At 35.0% G+C, this 16,301-nt stretch carries 11 protein-coding genes; all 11 read right to left on the reverse strand.

The genetic code is table 11. From position 1 onward, the window contains the following. Positions 1-283: 283 nt before the first annotated feature. Genes brxL through RTK36_RS09535 form a run of 11 tightly spaced genes read right to left on the reverse strand, consistent with a single transcriptional unit; the run spans position 284 to position 16,257 of the window. On the reverse strand, positions 284-2,422 hold the full coding sequence (gene brxL / locus RTK36_RS09485; RefSeq protein ID WP_312046518.1) for a protease Lon-related BREX system protein BrxL: 2,139 nt from the start codon (positions 2,420-2,422) through the stop codon (positions 284-286). A gap of 22 nt (positions 2,423-2,444) precedes the next feature. Next, complete coding sequence (gene pglZ, locus RTK36_RS09490; RefSeq protein WP_312046520.1) at positions 2,445-4,958, reverse strand: BREX-1 system phosphatase PglZ type A; 2,514 nt, start codon at positions 4,956-4,958, stop codon at positions 2,445-2,447. Between the two features lie 35 nt (positions 4,959-4,993). Next, the gene (locus RTK36_RS09495) at positions 4,994-5,245 is read right to left on the reverse strand and encodes a hypothetical protein (RefSeq protein WP_312046522.1); all 252 of its coding nucleotides are present in this window, start codon (positions 5,243-5,245) and stop codon (positions 4,994-4,996) included. A 3-nt stretch (positions 5,246-5,248) separates the two neighbouring features. Beyond that, on the reverse strand, positions 5,249-6,214 hold the full coding sequence (locus RTK36_RS09500) for a toll/interleukin-1 receptor domain-containing protein (RefSeq protein ID WP_312046524.1): 966 nt from the start codon (positions 6,212-6,214) through the stop codon (positions 5,249-5,251). Between the two features lie 10 nt (positions 6,215-6,224). Further along, positions 6,225-9,791 (reverse strand): BREX-1 system adenine-specific DNA-methyltransferase PglX, encoded by a 3,567-nt coding sequence (gene pglX, locus RTK36_RS09505; RefSeq protein WP_312046526.1) that lies wholly within the window; start codon positions 9,789-9,791, stop codon positions 6,225-6,227. A 16-nt stretch (positions 9,792-9,807) separates the two neighbouring features. Further along, entirely contained in the window at positions 9,808-10,311 is a 504-nt protein-coding gene (locus RTK36_RS09510; RefSeq protein WP_312046528.1) for a hypothetical protein, read from the reverse strand. Between the two features lie 2 nt (positions 10,312-10,313). After that, the gene (locus RTK36_RS09515; protein ID WP_312046530.1) at positions 10,314-11,159 is read right to left on the reverse strand and encodes an ATP-dependent nuclease; all 846 of its coding nucleotides are present in this window, start codon (positions 11,157-11,159) and stop codon (positions 10,314-10,316) included. Positions 11,160-11,177: 18 nt separating this feature from the next. Next, the gene (gene brxC, locus RTK36_RS09520; RefSeq protein ID WP_312046532.1) at positions 11,178-14,801 is read right to left on the reverse strand and encodes a BREX system P-loop protein BrxC; all 3,624 of its coding nucleotides are present in this window, start codon (positions 14,799-14,801) and stop codon (positions 11,178-11,180) included. 11 nt (positions 14,802-14,812) lie between these two features. Beyond that, entirely contained in the window at positions 14,813-15,391 is a 579-nt protein-coding gene (locus RTK36_RS09525) for a DUF1788 domain-containing protein (RefSeq protein ID WP_312046534.1), read from the reverse strand. Beyond that, a complete protein-coding gene (locus RTK36_RS09530) occupies positions 15,392-15,991 on the reverse strand; it encodes a DUF1819 family protein (protein ID WP_312046537.1) in 600 nt (199 codons plus the stop codon). A 35-nt stretch (positions 15,992-16,026) separates the two neighbouring features. Next, complete coding sequence (locus tag RTK36_RS09535) at positions 16,027-16,257, reverse strand: helix-turn-helix domain-containing protein (protein WP_312046539.1); 231 nt, start codon at positions 16,255-16,257, stop codon at positions 16,027-16,029. Positions 16,258-16,301: the final 44 nt, after the last annotated feature.

Below are 16,301 nucleotides of genomic sequence, written 5' to 3' on the forward strand. Positions count from 1 at the left end.
ATAATGTTTCCTCGTTTTGAATGTTGTCTCGTTAACTCCATTCTACACGAAGGTTTCATTATGGGCTATTCTTTTGCCCTTATTGAGATGGCGCACTTCATTTTACAATCTATCAATTAAAAAAACCATGCGAAGTTAAATATCTACTTCGCACGATTTTTTACTCTTGATCAGTTATTCATTTTGTGTATTGTGTCCGCAATGAGGACATATTGGAACTAACCTATCATTCTCGCTATCGATAATTGCCTCTGTAATATTCTCGAATGCAATGTTTTTTTATTTAATCAACGCCTAAAGCTTTAAACACTGCTTCTTGAGGTGTATTATAAAATATAATGCTAAATGCTCCCATTAATTCTGCTGGGACTGTCGCCATATCAAAAGCCGAAGTTATTGGCAAAAGTACTTTTTTCGCACCGCTATCCAAACAAACCTGCAATATACTAGCTAGATCATCGACTTTCATAATGGTACCGCTAATGCTTGTATCACCGAGAACGGCCAAACTGGATAATTTTGGTTTATTAAGCGCAGCTGAGCAAATAGCAATTACTGTAGGTAGTGTTAAATACTTTGTCATTCCAATGCCTTGCAAGTCGCTATAATTGATAATGTAATCTTTTGTAGTTGTGCTTATGGAACTACTAATGCTATTTGCATTGGCTTTTAAGTAGTTAAGAGCTGTATTGGTTGCTTCTTTTGCTTCTCTGTCTGCACCAAGCCCTGTTCTTTCAAACTTCCCATTACCTGGCAACACTTGGGTTTCTAAGCGATAGACTCCTGCCATAGCAGATTTCCCCCTTGATACGGTATAAATATTTCCGGGATTCAACATACCTTCTGGTATCAGTTTTCCGCCACCTTGTTCAGGAACAGATACATAATGCTCTTCAAAAGTTTCTGCATCAATATAAGAAAAATTGACATCATAGAATTCCATGCCACCGATTTTTTTCATTTGTTCTTTTACTCTCCGTCGTAGTTCTAAAGCAATAGTAATGATTTCAGCAATATCTTCTTTTGAGTATTCAGCATTGGGATATACCAATTTTGTAAAACCAGATATTATTTTTCTAACTGCAATTACATCGCGTTGATTTAGATTATTTCCAAATCTAAAGTACTTGTCGCTTACGTCACTAAATTGTTCCTTACGCATTTCACGCATAAACTCTGAAAAATAGTCTGTGATAAAGCCATACTCATTAGTGAAAAAGTCTGGTCTATACTTTGGTATTTCCCAGCCAGGGACATAGCAGTGCATACGGTCAAGAAAAGCTGTATCATAAGCCATTGCTTCTGGAAATGGTTCAAATAAGTGTGATGATTTTAATAGCACATCTACACTCTGATTAATATTTCCTACAAAAACCATTGATGCACTAGCGGCTTTTTCTTCTTTACCACGAGCAAAAGAACCTGATGCCATATAGTCTTTCATGATCTGTATGCCATCCTTATCCTTAAATGTAATGCCAGCTACTTCATCAAAAGCAACACAGTCCCACATACCAACAAGACCAACCGTTTTAGTTGTCATATTATAAAATAAGTTAGCAACTGTAGTTTGTCCACCAGACACTAAAATTGAGTTTGGCGAAATTTCTTTATATATATGAGATTTACCAGTACTACGAGGTCCAAGCTCACATAGATTAAAGTTATTCTCAACAAGAGGTATCATACGAGCAAGTAACATCCATTTTTCACGGTCAGTAAACTTGTCTGCTTCCATACCAGTAGAACGCAGAAGAACAGAAATCCATTCTTCTTTCGTAAAATATTGTCTTGCTTCTTTTATTTCTGACAAATCTATATATGGCATTTGAATAGGTGTGAGTTTATCAATCATAATTGGAGATTTATCTTTAGCCTTAACAAGTTCGACTTCCCCAAAAATATTATCGTGCTCTTGGTATCTATCATCCATTTTTACATAATTTAAGCTTACAATACACCATATACCACCACATAAAAGACGTTCATATTTTGAAACATCATTCTCACTCACAATAATTTGATTTATACCTAAATTAGAAAACTCAGCTACATATACATCCTTCTTTATATCTAATTTTACAGAAACTTTATCAATAACCGTATGACGCCCATATTCTCTTAATCTAGCCATAATTTTCTGCGATTCATCTGGTCTAACGAAGTTCTCAGATAATATCTTCTTAACTGTTTTAACACCATCTTCTATGATTTCAGGGTCATCAGAGCTACAATACTGCCCCAAAAGGAACTCTAAAACATAAATAGGTACATTAGCACCCTCTTTGATGGACTTCGTCAAATCCTTGCGTACAATTTTGCCATCAAAATATTGACGTAACTTTTTATTGATAATTTCATTGGAGGAGGGTTCATCTCCTAATGTGATTTTATCTCCATTACTATTTGATTCATTTAACATAGATAGAATTTCCCCTCTCTCACTAGATGTTAAATCCGAAATCATCTACAAATGCCAAATCCATCTGGACTTCATGCCTTATCACTTCAAGAGCATTTTTTTCGTCATAGGCTACAAGATAATACTTTCGGTTTTTATCATATTGCTTGTTTTTGAAATTAAACCTCAAGCGGAATATTCTTTTGCTTGCATCGGTATCTTTTTTATCTGCAACATAAATATTGTCGTTAGAGATTTTTTCATTTTCATCAGAAATAAAGAACACCTTATAAACAGTCTCCTTGTTTACATCAGTAACAGCATCACTTTGTATAAAATCAAGATTCGTTGTAAGATTTGTAATCTTGTGAACAAGGCTTACAAGAGAAATTGAAACTGCCTTTGTTTCTGTGTGATACTTATTGGTTCGAACATCAATAACAGGAATTAGAATTTCTTGCAACGATGCACCGCCATGCACAAAATTAAGTCCTCCACCAGGCACTTTAAAAATATCACTGCCTATAGGGAAAGATACAATTCGTGTATCCTGGTTTTTTAAAACATTACCAAGTGTTACTGTACCGATGCCATCTGCATGTACTACTTGCTCACTGACTACATATCTTCTGCCCACTAAGGCATTTTGCTGTGATAGTCCACTGATTTTATCACTCTCAGATAGTTTGTCACGCTTATAAATAAAGCCATGGTCAGCAGTGATGATGAAATGTGTGTTGCTTGCACTGGTAAGTCGTTTAATCATTGTATGGATTTCTTCCACAGCTTCCTCACAGGCATTAAACACTTCATTTTCTGTTTTCAAATCATCCCCACGAGCGTCTATTTGGTCATGATAAACGTATACAACATCTTGTCCTGTGGTAACCTCTTTAGCAATTATGGTTGTATTTATATCATCAAACCGTATCGTTTTACTCCTAGGTGAATAACTTTGTAAAATTTGCTCTCGAGATTTGATATCATCGCATAACTTGCCATCAACCAAAACTCTAAAATCTTCTCCCATAGCAAGTTCTTTATGTGGTAGGAGTGCCGACATACCAAACCTTGTATAAGAAGGCAGAACACTCTGCATTGGGGCTATGGTAGCCGTGCATTTCTCATCTTCAGTTAGACGTTTCATTAGAGTTTGTCCCACTTCAAATCGCAGTGCATCAGAGATAATTACAATGATTCTTTCTTTTACATTTTTAACATATTTATTGTAGAAATCCTGTTGTTTTGTAAGACCAGTTTCACCCTTACACTCTACAAACTCATTGTTCCAAGCAACAGACAGCGGGTTTAGATATTCATTTGTGTAGATATTCTCTACAAGCTCTCGCAAATTGTCATACATTGCATTGTTTGTAATTTTATCATAATGATAGTAAAAATAGCGGTACCGTTGGTCGAACACATAATCTGTGGATACATAGCGTTCCCACATATTTTGCACAGTCTTTTCAGGTTCAAAGTGAGCTGCCATAATCAAGTAATAAGCGTTTTCAATGATGTAGTAATGAGAAAAATAAAGGTTGCCATAGTGCAGTTTCCTTCTCATCCTACAGATTTCTGGAATAGAGAGTCCTGAAAGCTTTGCATCCGTATCTTCATTTTCAAGCCTTGCAATTAGCCATTTAATAATAAAAATATCCGTCTTGCGGAAAATTTCAAGCTCTGCAAAGCTACTGACTTCGAAACTTTTTAGAACAGACTCAATATTTACCGTGTTATAAGTAAGTTCTGACAATTTGTCAAAGCCATCCCGGAAGATAACACTGTTCATCATACTGTCTACAAAGGCAATAATATTTCCCGATTTGTAAGAGCAATAGTTTTTGAGTGACTGTGGAAGCTCACGATGAATCACCTTTGCAAAGTAGGTTACAAAAAGCGTATATACAAATTTAGATAAAGTTGGCTGCACATCTGTATATCCAAAGGTTTCCTCACAAATTCTCCAAAATGGGATTATTAGGTCATAATTACCGAGGAACTCCAAGTACTTATTGTTCTCCAGCTCACCGTTGGTGATGATTGTACGAACAAGCTCCTCAAAAGAAACCACTTTTATTCTGCATAATACACTCATCATTGCAACTTCAATTACATTCTCATTCCAATTCTCTATCTCTAAATTATAGAACCTCTGTGTTCTTACTTTTTCACCAAAGAAACTGATATAGTGTTGCAAAACAGGTTTGTACTTTTCATCAATCCCTAAATCTATAGAAATTAGAGAGGCTCTATCAGCAAAAAACTCTTTAGAATAGCGGGTTGTATCCGCAAGATGGTTATCACAAAGAGCAGGTTTTGGAAATGGAGCATAAATCAAATAGTTTGTCTGGGTATCCACCCTTTCTAAAAAGTATTTGGTATAAAACTGGTTATCCTTTTCAAGGTGAAAAACCTTGGCATTAGGTAGCTCCAACGTGTCAATGTCATCAACAAACTCCGCATTTGCATCATACCAAAATATTAGTTTTCTTGTTTCTCCAACAAACTCGGCATTCAGCTTGTCGGTGATTTGTTTTAAGTTAAGTTCAGCCATTTATTTTCACCGCCTTGTTATTGGCACTATATTATTTATTCAACAATGTATATTTTAAATTGTTTACTGGGAATATGATATGTTCCTTCATTATCTCCTTTATGTTCATATCCCTTAATAATATTTAAAACTTTATGTGTTATTTTTGAATACTCGTTAAATTGACTACAAGATTTAGATATTACAATTACACTACTATTTTCTCCAATAAAAATACGTAATTGCTTTTCCGAGTATTGTTGTCCAATAGTTAATTCGTGTAATATTTCATCTTCATAATATGTCATTATTTAATCCCTTCTTAAATATAATTCAAAATTGCTTTTCCACAATTGCTTTATAGCTCCGTCAATAGAACCATCATTTTTGTTAAATAAAGTACCCATAGTAAATTTTAAACTAGGCTTTCCATTTATCTCTACGCAAATAATCATTTCCGAAAATGAATTTTTACTTCCTATGGTGTTTCCCACGAAAATTGAGTACTCACCTCTACTCATTAAATTGCCAAACCAAATTTGAATAGCATGGATGTATGTTTCATTTTTATAAATTTCAAATACTACCGTAACAGAGTCAACTTGCTCATAACTAATTTGATAATATGAATTTTGGATACAGAACTCATCTGATAATTCTTTTAACAACGATGTGATAGTTTCAAAAGAATCTCTCAAAAAAGTTTTCTTATCTAATTGACTCATTGGTCCACTATTTGAAAAATCTATATCCAACTTACTTGACAATGTTTCAGCATGAGTTGTGGTAAAATTGGCTATCTTTTTTACAGGGGGCACCGTTTTTGTTGCTGATACTGGAGAAAATTCAATCTTAGGTGCACCAGCTAGCTTGGAAAACAGTTCCCTATATTCATTTTTTTCATCTTGTATTAAATCAACAATATCTCTACCTCTAAGAAAATCTGGTATAATTTGAGGTCTTCTTCCATTAAAAGACACTAGAATATATCTATTTTCATTAACTGAAAAATCATCAATAATATATCTATATTCAGTGCCAACGCCACCTTGAAAGTCATCAGCTCTTAATTTATAATTTTCTGATAGAACAATTATTGTTTTTTCTGCTTTTCTAAGTGCATGTGCCATCATTTCTGTAAAATTAATTGCTGTTTTTTGCTGCTGATAGAGCACATCACACTCCGCTTCATATCCATTCTTTCTCAAAAAATCAACAAGCTGTAACACCTTATCTTCGGGCTGTCCTTTATTCCAAGCATGACTAACAAAAATCATAAATTACCCCCTAAATTTTCCCAAGAATATCAAGCTTTTTGCCATCTTGTCCTGTCTGCACTTTTTCGTAGTTTACCTTTACGCCGTCGTCCAAATCAATGGCAATACGGGAGAGCGCAAGATGTGCGATTTTTTCGTCATATTCTTTGGTTTCTTTCAGCTGTTTTACAAGCTTTTCTTTGCGTTTTTCCGCCTTTAAAATATCAGCGGAGGTTTTTCCGTTTTCGATTTCGTCCTGCATACGGTCAATCTCGTTCATATATGTTTTTTGCATTTTGTGGAGATAGTCCACACGCACAAGACCTGTGGTGTCAGCATTATAACGGTGCATATATACAAGAGCCTTAAATCCGTCCTGCTTGCCACTATCATATAGCCAATAAATTGGTCGTTTTTGATAAGTTTTAACATGGTCTTTGTAGAAGTCTTTGATAAAATAGTTGCGGATCATGTCTCTTGAAGTGTTACCCTTGTTTCCCAGTGCCTTTGCGATAAAATCAAGATTTTCTTCTAAAGTTTCAGTACCGTACACTTTCTTTACGAACGCAACAAATAAACCGACGATATCATCTCCAAAATATTCCTCATCAGTAATAGGAATACAGTTATCGACATCAGGGATAAAGGTAGTATATTTACTATCATCCCAGCCACCGCCTGCATAGGCAAGACCATCTACATCAAGAGAGTAGCGGCCAAACATACAACCCACTGCGTAGGAAACAAAGGATTTAATGTCACGTGTAAGATCAGCCTTGCGAACGGTTACATCTTTATCCTCAACCTCTGGGGTTAGTTCATCTTGCAAACCGTAGATATCAATGAAGATACGGTTTAGTTCTTCTTCGTTGGCTTTGAGTTGATTAAAACGCTCATTGCAGTCAAATTCCCATTCATTATAAGCATCTTCAATACAAGCAATTTCGTGTCCGTCATCAGCAGTTGCACCATGGCATAATTGTACCAATGGATGCTTTTCAAAGTCCCATGAGGTTTCAAAGCTGTCCCAGTCGTTTTTTGAGAGTGAGATGTTTTGTTCACATATATTTTTAATATAATCATTAGATTGAACAATAATAGGCAATTTTGCAATGTCACCTTGATTATAGTTTAATCCTTCATTAAATATGCTTAAATACAGCTTTGCAAGCTTGCTATTTAAAAATGCTATTAGGCTTATTAAAGTTTCGTGTTTTGAATAAATTGCCATTCCAGCATTTGAAAATAGGTGTCCATTCGGGAAATATCGCACGGATAATGAGCCACTTGTAACGGCTGACCAAGTACCGCCTTCACAAAAATAGTACTGTTGATTTTGTGGCCTTGAACGCTGTTTTCCTTTATCGTCAACAAAGCCTTTGACTAACAACCCATTGTTTTCCCAATTAACAACATCGTCATTATTTCCATACCACCGTCTATATTCTCCACCATTGCAGTATGGAAACCATGTACCCTTTCTATCATTTTCATCATTTGTGGATGTAAAGTTCAATAATGTTAAATCACATTCGTACCATTTTCGTACAAAGCTATCTACTGAACCTGTAATTAGACCTTGTCTTGGATTTGCATTTTCAGATAGCATAATACTATTCTTAAACGCACTCAACATCTTCTCACTCACCCAGTACGCAATGGGTGAGCCAGGGATTTTGGAGAAATTTTCTTGTTGTGCTATGCGCAAATCTTTTTTTGCCAGGAAAGCATTTTCTTTTTCTTGTTGGCTGTTATAATCCACCAATCGTGCAAAGGTTGCATTGTAGTCTTTTATATTACTTTTACGCAGTACAAACGAGGTTGTCTGCACAACCTCGCCACCAATTTCTTCAAAAGCCCTTGCCCCCAAATGAGCCATATTAATGAAATCTGTATGGAGTAACTTTCCACGCAATTTTTCATAACTTGATAAAAACATAAATGCATGTTGCGTGATCATAGCAGTGTAGGCATCTTTCTTTGTCATTTGCAAACACTTTTCAATAAATACAGCAAACAAATCAGACTTACTATCAGGGAAATTTTTCTTTACATAATCAGACAATTTTGCATTCATACCACTTGCCCCCATATATGGTGGGTTAGTAATAACTACATCATATTTTTGGTTTACAATATATTGTAACTTTATTTTTTCTTTAATTTCTTTTCGCTTTTCTCCCCAAGTCAAAGCAAATTCAATTCCAAAGTCAACATCTCTTTTACTATCAATCAACTGTAAAATTTCATTATAATCAATAGGTGAACATTCAATTAATGAACCTACAAGAGAGGAATTTTCTGTTTCTTGTAAATACTCAAGCATTTGTTTTGAATTGTATTTATTAGCAAATTCATAGTCAATATTAGACGATGTATAGATTAAATTAAGCGATATTCCACGAGTTAAAAATCTCCTGTCATATTGTCTTGCTTTCATCATCAATGCAAAATATGCAAGCTGATATGCTCTTTTATCAATGTCAATACCGTACAAGTTGTTTTCTATAATAGACTGTGCTGCATCTCTTTGTGTATAACCTTGGCTTTCATAAATCTGCATCAGCACATCAAAAGTATACACTAAAATATGCCCACTACCCATACAAGGGTCAATCAGCTTTATATCCTCTGGAGTAATCTTTTTGTATTCTACTCTTATTTTTTCAAGCTCTGTTTTTACGACTTCTTCTTGCTCTGTTTCATCAAGATAATATTTCCAATCAGCTTTTAAGTCGTCATTGGGGTGTCCCTCCAACCACAAACGACCGAGGGAGTTTTCTGTCATATAACGCACAATCCAGTCGGGGGTAAAAAGCTGGGTAGCTGCTGGAATATGCTCTTTTGTGATTTTTACGTTCTTTTTAAGAAGTGCAAATACTTGCTCTTTTGGCTCAGTATTGTAATATTGATACAACCAACCGATAATTTCAACCGCTTCTTTAAAATCATCTTCTGCAATGTCATTGACAAGATGGCTTACTATACCATCCTTATCCGTAAAAGAGATATTCAGCAAAAACTCGGTATAGTCGTTTGTTTTTTCAAAAAGCTCTGGCAATACTTCATTTAGCTTATTGCACTGCTTAATAAACAGCATACGAAACAGCTCGTCCAGCTTGTTTTCGTCTTTGAGCTGTACAATTCTATCTGTTTCATAGGAGCTAAACTCCATATCGGTTTCAAAAGGAGTGGTTACCATATCAGGCTCTGCCTTGCCACTCATTTCACTGGAAAGCACATGCACACGAGAGGGAAGATAGTCATTGACCTCCATAAAACGGATTGCCACAAGGCGATTGAACCAAGTGTAGGCAACTTCCTCTACCACAAACTGAAAGGCAGTTTTGTAGTCAGAAGTACTTTCTTTTTCTTCAATTTTCTTCACTAAAGCCTTTCTTTGCTTGACTTCGCCCCCCGTAAGTTCAGTTGGCTTGCCTGTGCCGATGTCGTAAAACTCGATATTATCGGTGGAAATTGGAAGTGGTGACAAGATGCCACTTTCACTAATACCGATAAGCCCTGCTTTATAAGTAATTTCGCTGATGAGCTTTCGTCTTGCCCATACAGCAAAATTTTTAATTGCTGTTTTGTTCATGGTGTGCCCCCTACGCTTAGATTTTTTCAAGTAGGAAATCAGGATACTCCTTATTCCACTCGCTGATTGACAACACCTTCAGTTCATCAATCAACTTATACACAAACTCATTTTGTTGCTGCAAAAGGAAAGGTAAATTGCCCTGTAATCTGTTTCGGATTCCTTTTCTTGTAACACTGTCCCCATTAGGATATTCCAAAATATAGATATATACTTTGCGTTTTTCCATTGGTTTCCCTATGGCGGTTATGTAAGTTAAGCTGTCATAGTATTTTTTGACAACTTGACTTATTTTTTTATTGTCGTTTGGATTAAATGCATTGGGATTGACAGCGTTTGGAATGTCAGCGTTTTTGTATTCTACAAAGAAAAGAGCATCTTCTGTTTCTGCAATAAAATCCACATCGGAAAGCTCTGTTTTCCCATTATGAAAAATAGTGTTTAGATTATCTAGCGCCCAAATTGAATTCGTAAAATCAATCTTATAGATATGGTTTTCTTCTTCAAAAATTTTTCTCATACCTATTCACCTGCATTCAAATCATACACTTCATCCAGTAATTTTTCAAAACTTTTAGAAATGGTATTATGCTTTAAATCTTTAAAATTGGGATTACTTTCACATAAAACCCCTTTGTTCTCAGTTTTATACAAAGAATGAAAAAGGATCTTATCGCTGTTCCTTCTTCTTACCTCAAAGTACTTTGCAAATATATAGCTGTGAGTGGTAAGGAAAATTTGCACACCATTTCTTGACAGCTCCAGTATGATTTCCACCAAGTCAGGAATATACTTGGGGTTTAAATTGGCTTCCGGTTCGTCCCAAAGAAGGACACTGTTCTCTGTAATATTCTCTGTCATAATGAGCTGCCAAAGTAAACCAATTTTTTTATATCCTTCCGCTTCATGCTCAAAGGAAACTTTTTCGCCATTTTTCTTTTGTATATAAAATTCTTCATTTTCATAAAGAACTTTACCTTCCATCATCATTTCTAGCTTAGACAAAATATTTTTCGCAATATCAGGTATTTTTTTCAGTTGCCATTGCTCTGATTTTTTTATAATATCAATCAGTTCTTTCCCGAAGGGAAACTCACGATATTTTTCAGACATGGATATGAATCCTTTCGCATGCGTAAGCATATCTTTTACTGGGATATAAGTGATTTTTTCACTGCCACTTGATTCAATATCATAATTCATAAATAAGCTACGTTGCCCCTCTACATTTTTATTGTTTAGCATTTTTAGTAGTTGGGTTTTGCCTGTTGCGTTTTCACCAATAAAAAGATTGCAACCCTTTGAAAAAGTAATATCTATATCTTTAAACACAGTAAAATTTGAAATATGAATTTTTTGAATAGACATAGTAATACCTCCTTTTTATTAAAATTCTACATTAAGAATAATATCTTCTTTAATGCTCTGTTTTAGTTTATCTTTTAAGATATTGATATATTTATCAACATCTTCTTCTGTTTCAATTCTCCAAGTTGGTTCCGAGTTAATTGACTTTATACTGATAGTTTTTTGTGTTTTCGCTTTTGGTACAGGTGGCTGGGGAATCTCTTTTTCACCATCTGACGTAACCTCTATCGGTGTGACAGGTTGTTTTGCAACTATTATTTTAGCTTCTTCCATTGCAATTTCATTTAACAAACGTACTTTTAAGGCATCAGCCTCTACCTTGATGTTTTGCAGGGTAGCTACATTGTTACATGTTTCTGCCTTTTTCTTTATCTCTGCAAAGCGCTCTGTAATCTTAGTCGATAAAATATTACGGCATTCTTTTCCCTCAAGTTCCTGAATCACACGCAATCTGGCTTCTTCAATGGCGGTTGTTATAGGTTCTTCCATCTGGGTAAGCATGTCATTGTATAGGTTTGTATATCGCTCAAGAAGCTCAGGAATTTTTCTAATTTCGCTATATGGTTTTGCCTTTGCCATTATTGCTTTAATTGCAGTAACAACATCTTCAATTTCGCTATTCACAATAAAAGTTTTGCTGTCATCATAAATCTTCATCAGCTTTAAGCTGCGATTCCAGATTTCGATTTGATCCCCATGAAAAAAGGCTTTAATAGGCTCATAATCTTCAGCAAAATCCAGTAAAGTATCCTGCTTATCAGTAACAATCTTGAAAAATTCTGCGGAATATTTAATTGCAAGTAAATCCATCATAAAAGCTTTACCATTCTTTACCACCTGCTTACCAGGATAGCTTTGTTCGTTCTTATAATGTATTTCTAATTTTTCTAGCTCATTTTTTAGTCTATCTGCATACTGCATAAAGCTCTTTAAGATTGCATCATCTTCTTCGCTCATTGGAGTGATGTTAAAGAGTTCTTTCATCACATCACGAACAGCTTTTTTCTGCTTATCATTGGCTTTTTCTCGCTTTTCTGTAAGTAGTTTTTCTAAAAACTCTTTTCTGCTTAGGTAGCGATACACTTCATCTTCGCTCTTATTCAGAAGTGTAACAGCATCATTGTTTACAAAGAAAGCCAAATCACCCTCTTTAAACAGCTTTGCAACAAGCCACTCTACATCATCCTCAATAAATCCATATGGTGCCTTTGTAAAGCGTTCCATAATGGATTTCAGCGATGTTTTAGCGTGTCTTTGGGTATTCATACTAACAAAATCAAGCACGTCATTTAAGGCAAGTCTATTAGGCGTTTGTGCTTGTCCATCAAGAGATAACTGTGCATTATTATTCCCTTTAAGCACTGCTCGTATATGTGATTCATTCATAGCTGTATCAATATAAGACAACTTATGAAATACTGTGCTGATTAGCTTACCAAGTGCATCATTGATACGAGAAGAAATATCTTTCGCAGCAATTTGTGCCTTATCGCCATTCATATAGATAGTAGCTTGTTTCATTGCTTCTTCAAGAAAAATCCTTGCGTTGGCATTCCTTTCACGCATTTCTACTCGTTTGGCTTCCTTAATCTGCTCATATTTGCTAACAACATTGGTAGAATTCAAACGTAAATATTTCTCTATTTTCAGCGCTGAACGGATTTCGTCAATAAATCCCTTGTCATCAGGAAGTGCTACGATAACACACTTACTCTGACCGCTCATCATTCGTAGAGTCGTTTCATCCATCTGTGCATCTGTAAAGTTTGGCGTCAATACTTTAAGAGAAATATCGTAGTTTTGGTTTGCCTTGTAAGTTCTATCATCTACAATCTGATTAAACCCAAAAGTATATCTTCCATTAAATGTAGGGTATCTATATTTCTTTTCATCATATAAGCCATCGAAAATCAGTTCTGATATTTTTCCTGTTAGCTCATTAGACTCAACGTTTTGAGTTTCAATCTCACGATTGATTTCCTGTTCTTCATCAGTAAGGAATATATAGATTTCGCCATTTTTTTGTACAAGAGTCTGACGACACAAACGCTTTAAAGCTTGTTCCACTTTGTCTTTTAGGGCAATACGGTCATCATCAATATCAGAAACCATAAGACTTGTAATATTTTCAAGGTTCGGGGTGATTTCTTTGACATACTTAATCATAAATAATGTCTTTAGAACATTAACCTCAAAACAATCTTCTAGCTTATTAGGGTTTAAATATTCATTGTCATAAGCTCTAATTATAACGCCCTTATGGCTATGGTCTAAAAATTGCTCCAGTGCATCGTAAAACATATTGAATGGTACAAGGGCGCCCTCATTCTTTAACATAACTCTCATAGCAGACTCTTTGAACAAAGCGAGCATAGAACGCTCTCCTTCAGCCAAATGCTTACCGCTAGCACCGTGCGTTCTGATAGAAGTCAACACATCTCCAAGCAAATTGAATTGATATGGAATAAATGGGTAAATATCCGAGAAATTTGCTCTATCTGAGTATAACTTCTTTTCAATACCGTCGTTAAAGATAATTAGATTTTTTATAATTGTATCTTTGTCATCATAAAGAAGTGCTAATGTCTGATTACCTGTTTCTGTTTTTTCAAGAATTCTCTTACGAATCACTTCATCCACGTTGGCAGATGAGAGGGACAGCCTTGTATCAAAACGACCTTGAATTTTAGAGAAGTCATTTCCTCTGGTTTTTGTGATGCTATCAATGTCTTGCTGGCTTGTTACGATAATCCAAGCTTTGCCTTTGCACTCAGTGCCTAAATCCTCAGCAACTGTTTGCAAGTTTAACATAAGATCCGTTTTTTCGCCTATGTATTGCCCAATTTCATCTACCAAAAATATTACATGATGATTATTGCCTTTTCTCTTTATATAATCACATACCATTTTTGCAAAGGTACTAATATCCATATTATAGGGATTAGTGAAACTCTCACAAGTATTTTTCGCTGCTTCCATACTCATATATTCAATTTGAACCAATGCTTTGCAAACATAGTCTTGAATAAATCTAAATTGATGGCGTGAGTCTGCCCATTCTTTTCCACGAATGGATAAAAAAGCACTTTTGAACTCCTCATATTTACCTTCTTCGGTAAGAGTTCTTTCTAAATCAGCAAGGTGGGGGTTTGCTCCGTAAAAACCCAAATGCTGATTAAATACTTTTAAGAAAACAGACAGGATAGCTTCTTTATTGTTCTGGGTATCTGCCATTCCACTCTTAGAGTCAATATTAAATAGGATAACATCCGCAGGTGTATTTGCTGCAAGCTTCATATCACCAAGAACCATTTCATCCTTGATTTTTTTGTCTTCAACAAAGTAATCAATTGCTGTTTTTTCATCAACCACACGATTTTCAAGAAGGTAGGATAAAATCTTTAAGAAATGAGACTTACCACTTCCAAAGAAGCCAGAAATCCATACTCCCATTTTATCGGTATTTCCTACGATTCCTTTTTTATAGCTCGCAAAAAAGTCTGCAAAATGCTTCTGCAGTTCCCTTGTTACAACATATTCTTCAAGCTCTTGCTTTACATTCTCATCATCACCCTGGCCAACCTTAATAACGCCTTTAATATCTCTATCGATTGGCTTAGAAAACATATTTTTAATAATCATAATTTATCCTCTCAATCTACAATCCTAAAAGCCCTATAATAATTATCGTCCTTAGTTTCGCCAAATAGCATCAATGACTGACCATCATACTTGCCAGGAAAGAACATTACAACCGGGACATTATCTACAAATTGGTGCATATTATTTAGTATTTTATGAGAACGCAAAAGCGGATAACATTTGCCAATTCCAGTTAAAAAAACAATAGCATCTTCTGGGGTATTGTCCTTAATATGAGCTAAGAGCTCGTTGCTGTGATTATCTTCTTCCATGCGTAGCATTTCGTTAATTGCTTTGGTTATCTCAGGTAAGCCTTTCGTCTTTTCGAACTCTATGCAAAGGTCAAGAAATCCCTCTTTCTCTAGCAAGTCAATAATTGTATCATACAAATCAAAAACAACCAACTTAATATCACTGTTTTCATATTTTGAGATTAGATATTGAACTCTCTCTCGAATCACCATCTCCTGCTCAGCAGGATAGTCAAATACATAATATCCAACCTCATTGCCAAGACCTTTATTTTCCCTGAAATTCGGGAGCTTAATCTTGTCCTCTAACTTGTTTAGTCTGGTTTCTAAATCTTGCATTTAGCTCACCCCCGTAATTGCTTTTATTAATTGTATTTCTCCATTATCTTTAAAGTAATGCTCTAGTGTAATATCCATCACTGGAGGAGTAGTCTCTTTCTTTTTACCATTTACAGTCAACAGCCCCGCATCAACCATAAAATTCATATAAGTGCTTCTAAGTCTTTTCAGTGTAGTGTCTGTCCAACTCGCAACATCTTCATTTTGATCTTGCTTATTCTTGAAGAATATATTAATATCACTGTCGTTAAGTTCACGCACCCCAAGGATTACTTTTTCACGATACACTTCATATAAAAATTCATAAAACAATCTATTTTGCTTTACGGCTGCAATAAGAATTATAATTTTTTGTGTTGCCAAATCACCCTCTAAAAAGATTTTCATTACCTTTTCATCTAGCGTGCTAATTCTATTTTTTAAATATCCAAATATTCTTTTGGCTCGATACTCTTTGGATATACCTAGCAAATTTTCCTCTAAGCACATTGTTCTTATCTCATCCCAAGAATAATCATCATATTTTAGTTTGATAATTTTTTTACATTCAATAAACCAAAAGGATTCAGATACTAATCCAGAGCTATATTTTTTCTCCATATATCTTCCTCCATACCTAACTATATTCGTCTATATTATTTAGCATCTGTTGTAGCAGACTCAGCATCTGTCACCGCTGAGCAAATGTCGCCGATATCACAGTTTAAGATTTCACAAATAGATAGTAAGACAGTAATAGAAACAGGCTCGTTTTTATTTAGCCTAGTAATAGTTCCTGCTGAAAGTCCTGTTAACTTTCGTAAATCACTTTTCTTTATGTCTTTTTCAATCAACTTAATCCATAGTTTTTTATAGCTAATGTTCATTCTCATCCCTCATTCATCACAGATATAATACTATGCTTCAACTT

It is taken from the genome of Anaerotignum sp., assembly GCF_031981185.1.
Classification (GTDB): domain Bacteria; phylum Bacillota; class Clostridia; order Lachnospirales; family Anaerotignaceae; genus Chakrabartyella.

Coding starts and splice junctions, on each gene's coding strand:
- brxL (WP_312046518.1), bottom strand. CDS start 2,422: ATGTTAAATGAATCAAATAGTAATGGAGATAAAATCACATTAGGAGAT.
- pglZ (WP_312046520.1), bottom strand. CDS start 4,958: ATGGCTGAACTTAACTTAAAACAAATCACCGACAAGCTGAATGCCGAG.
- RTK36_RS09495 (WP_312046522.1), bottom strand. CDS start 5,245: ATGACATATTATGAAGATGAAATATTACACGAATTAACTATTGGACAA.
- RTK36_RS09500 (WP_312046524.1), bottom strand. CDS start 6,214: ATGATTTTTGTTAGTCATGCTTGGAATAAAGGACAGCCCGAAGATAAG.
- pglX (WP_312046526.1), bottom strand. CDS start 9,791: ATGAACAAAACAGCAATTAAAAATTTTGCTGTATGGGCAAGACGAAAG.
- RTK36_RS09510 (WP_312046528.1), bottom strand. CDS start 10,311: ATGAGAAAAATTTTTGAAGAAGAAAACCATATCTATAAGATTGATTTT.
- RTK36_RS09515 (WP_312046530.1), bottom strand. CDS start 11,159: ATGTCTATTCAAAAAATTCATATTTCAAATTTTACTGTGTTTAAAGAT.
- brxC (WP_312046532.1), bottom strand. CDS start 14,801: ATGATTATTAAAAATATGTTTTCTAAGCCAATCGATAGAGATATTAAA.
- RTK36_RS09525 (WP_312046534.1), bottom strand. CDS start 15,391: ATGCAAGATTTAGAAACCAGACTAAACAAGTTAGAGGACAAGATTAAG.
- RTK36_RS09530 (WP_312046537.1), bottom strand. CDS start 15,991: ATGGAGAAAAAATATAGCTCTGGATTAGTATCTGAATCCTTTTGGTTT.
- RTK36_RS09535 (WP_312046539.1), bottom strand. CDS start 16,257: ATGAACATTAGCTATAAAAAACTATGGATTAAGTTGATTGAAAAAGAC.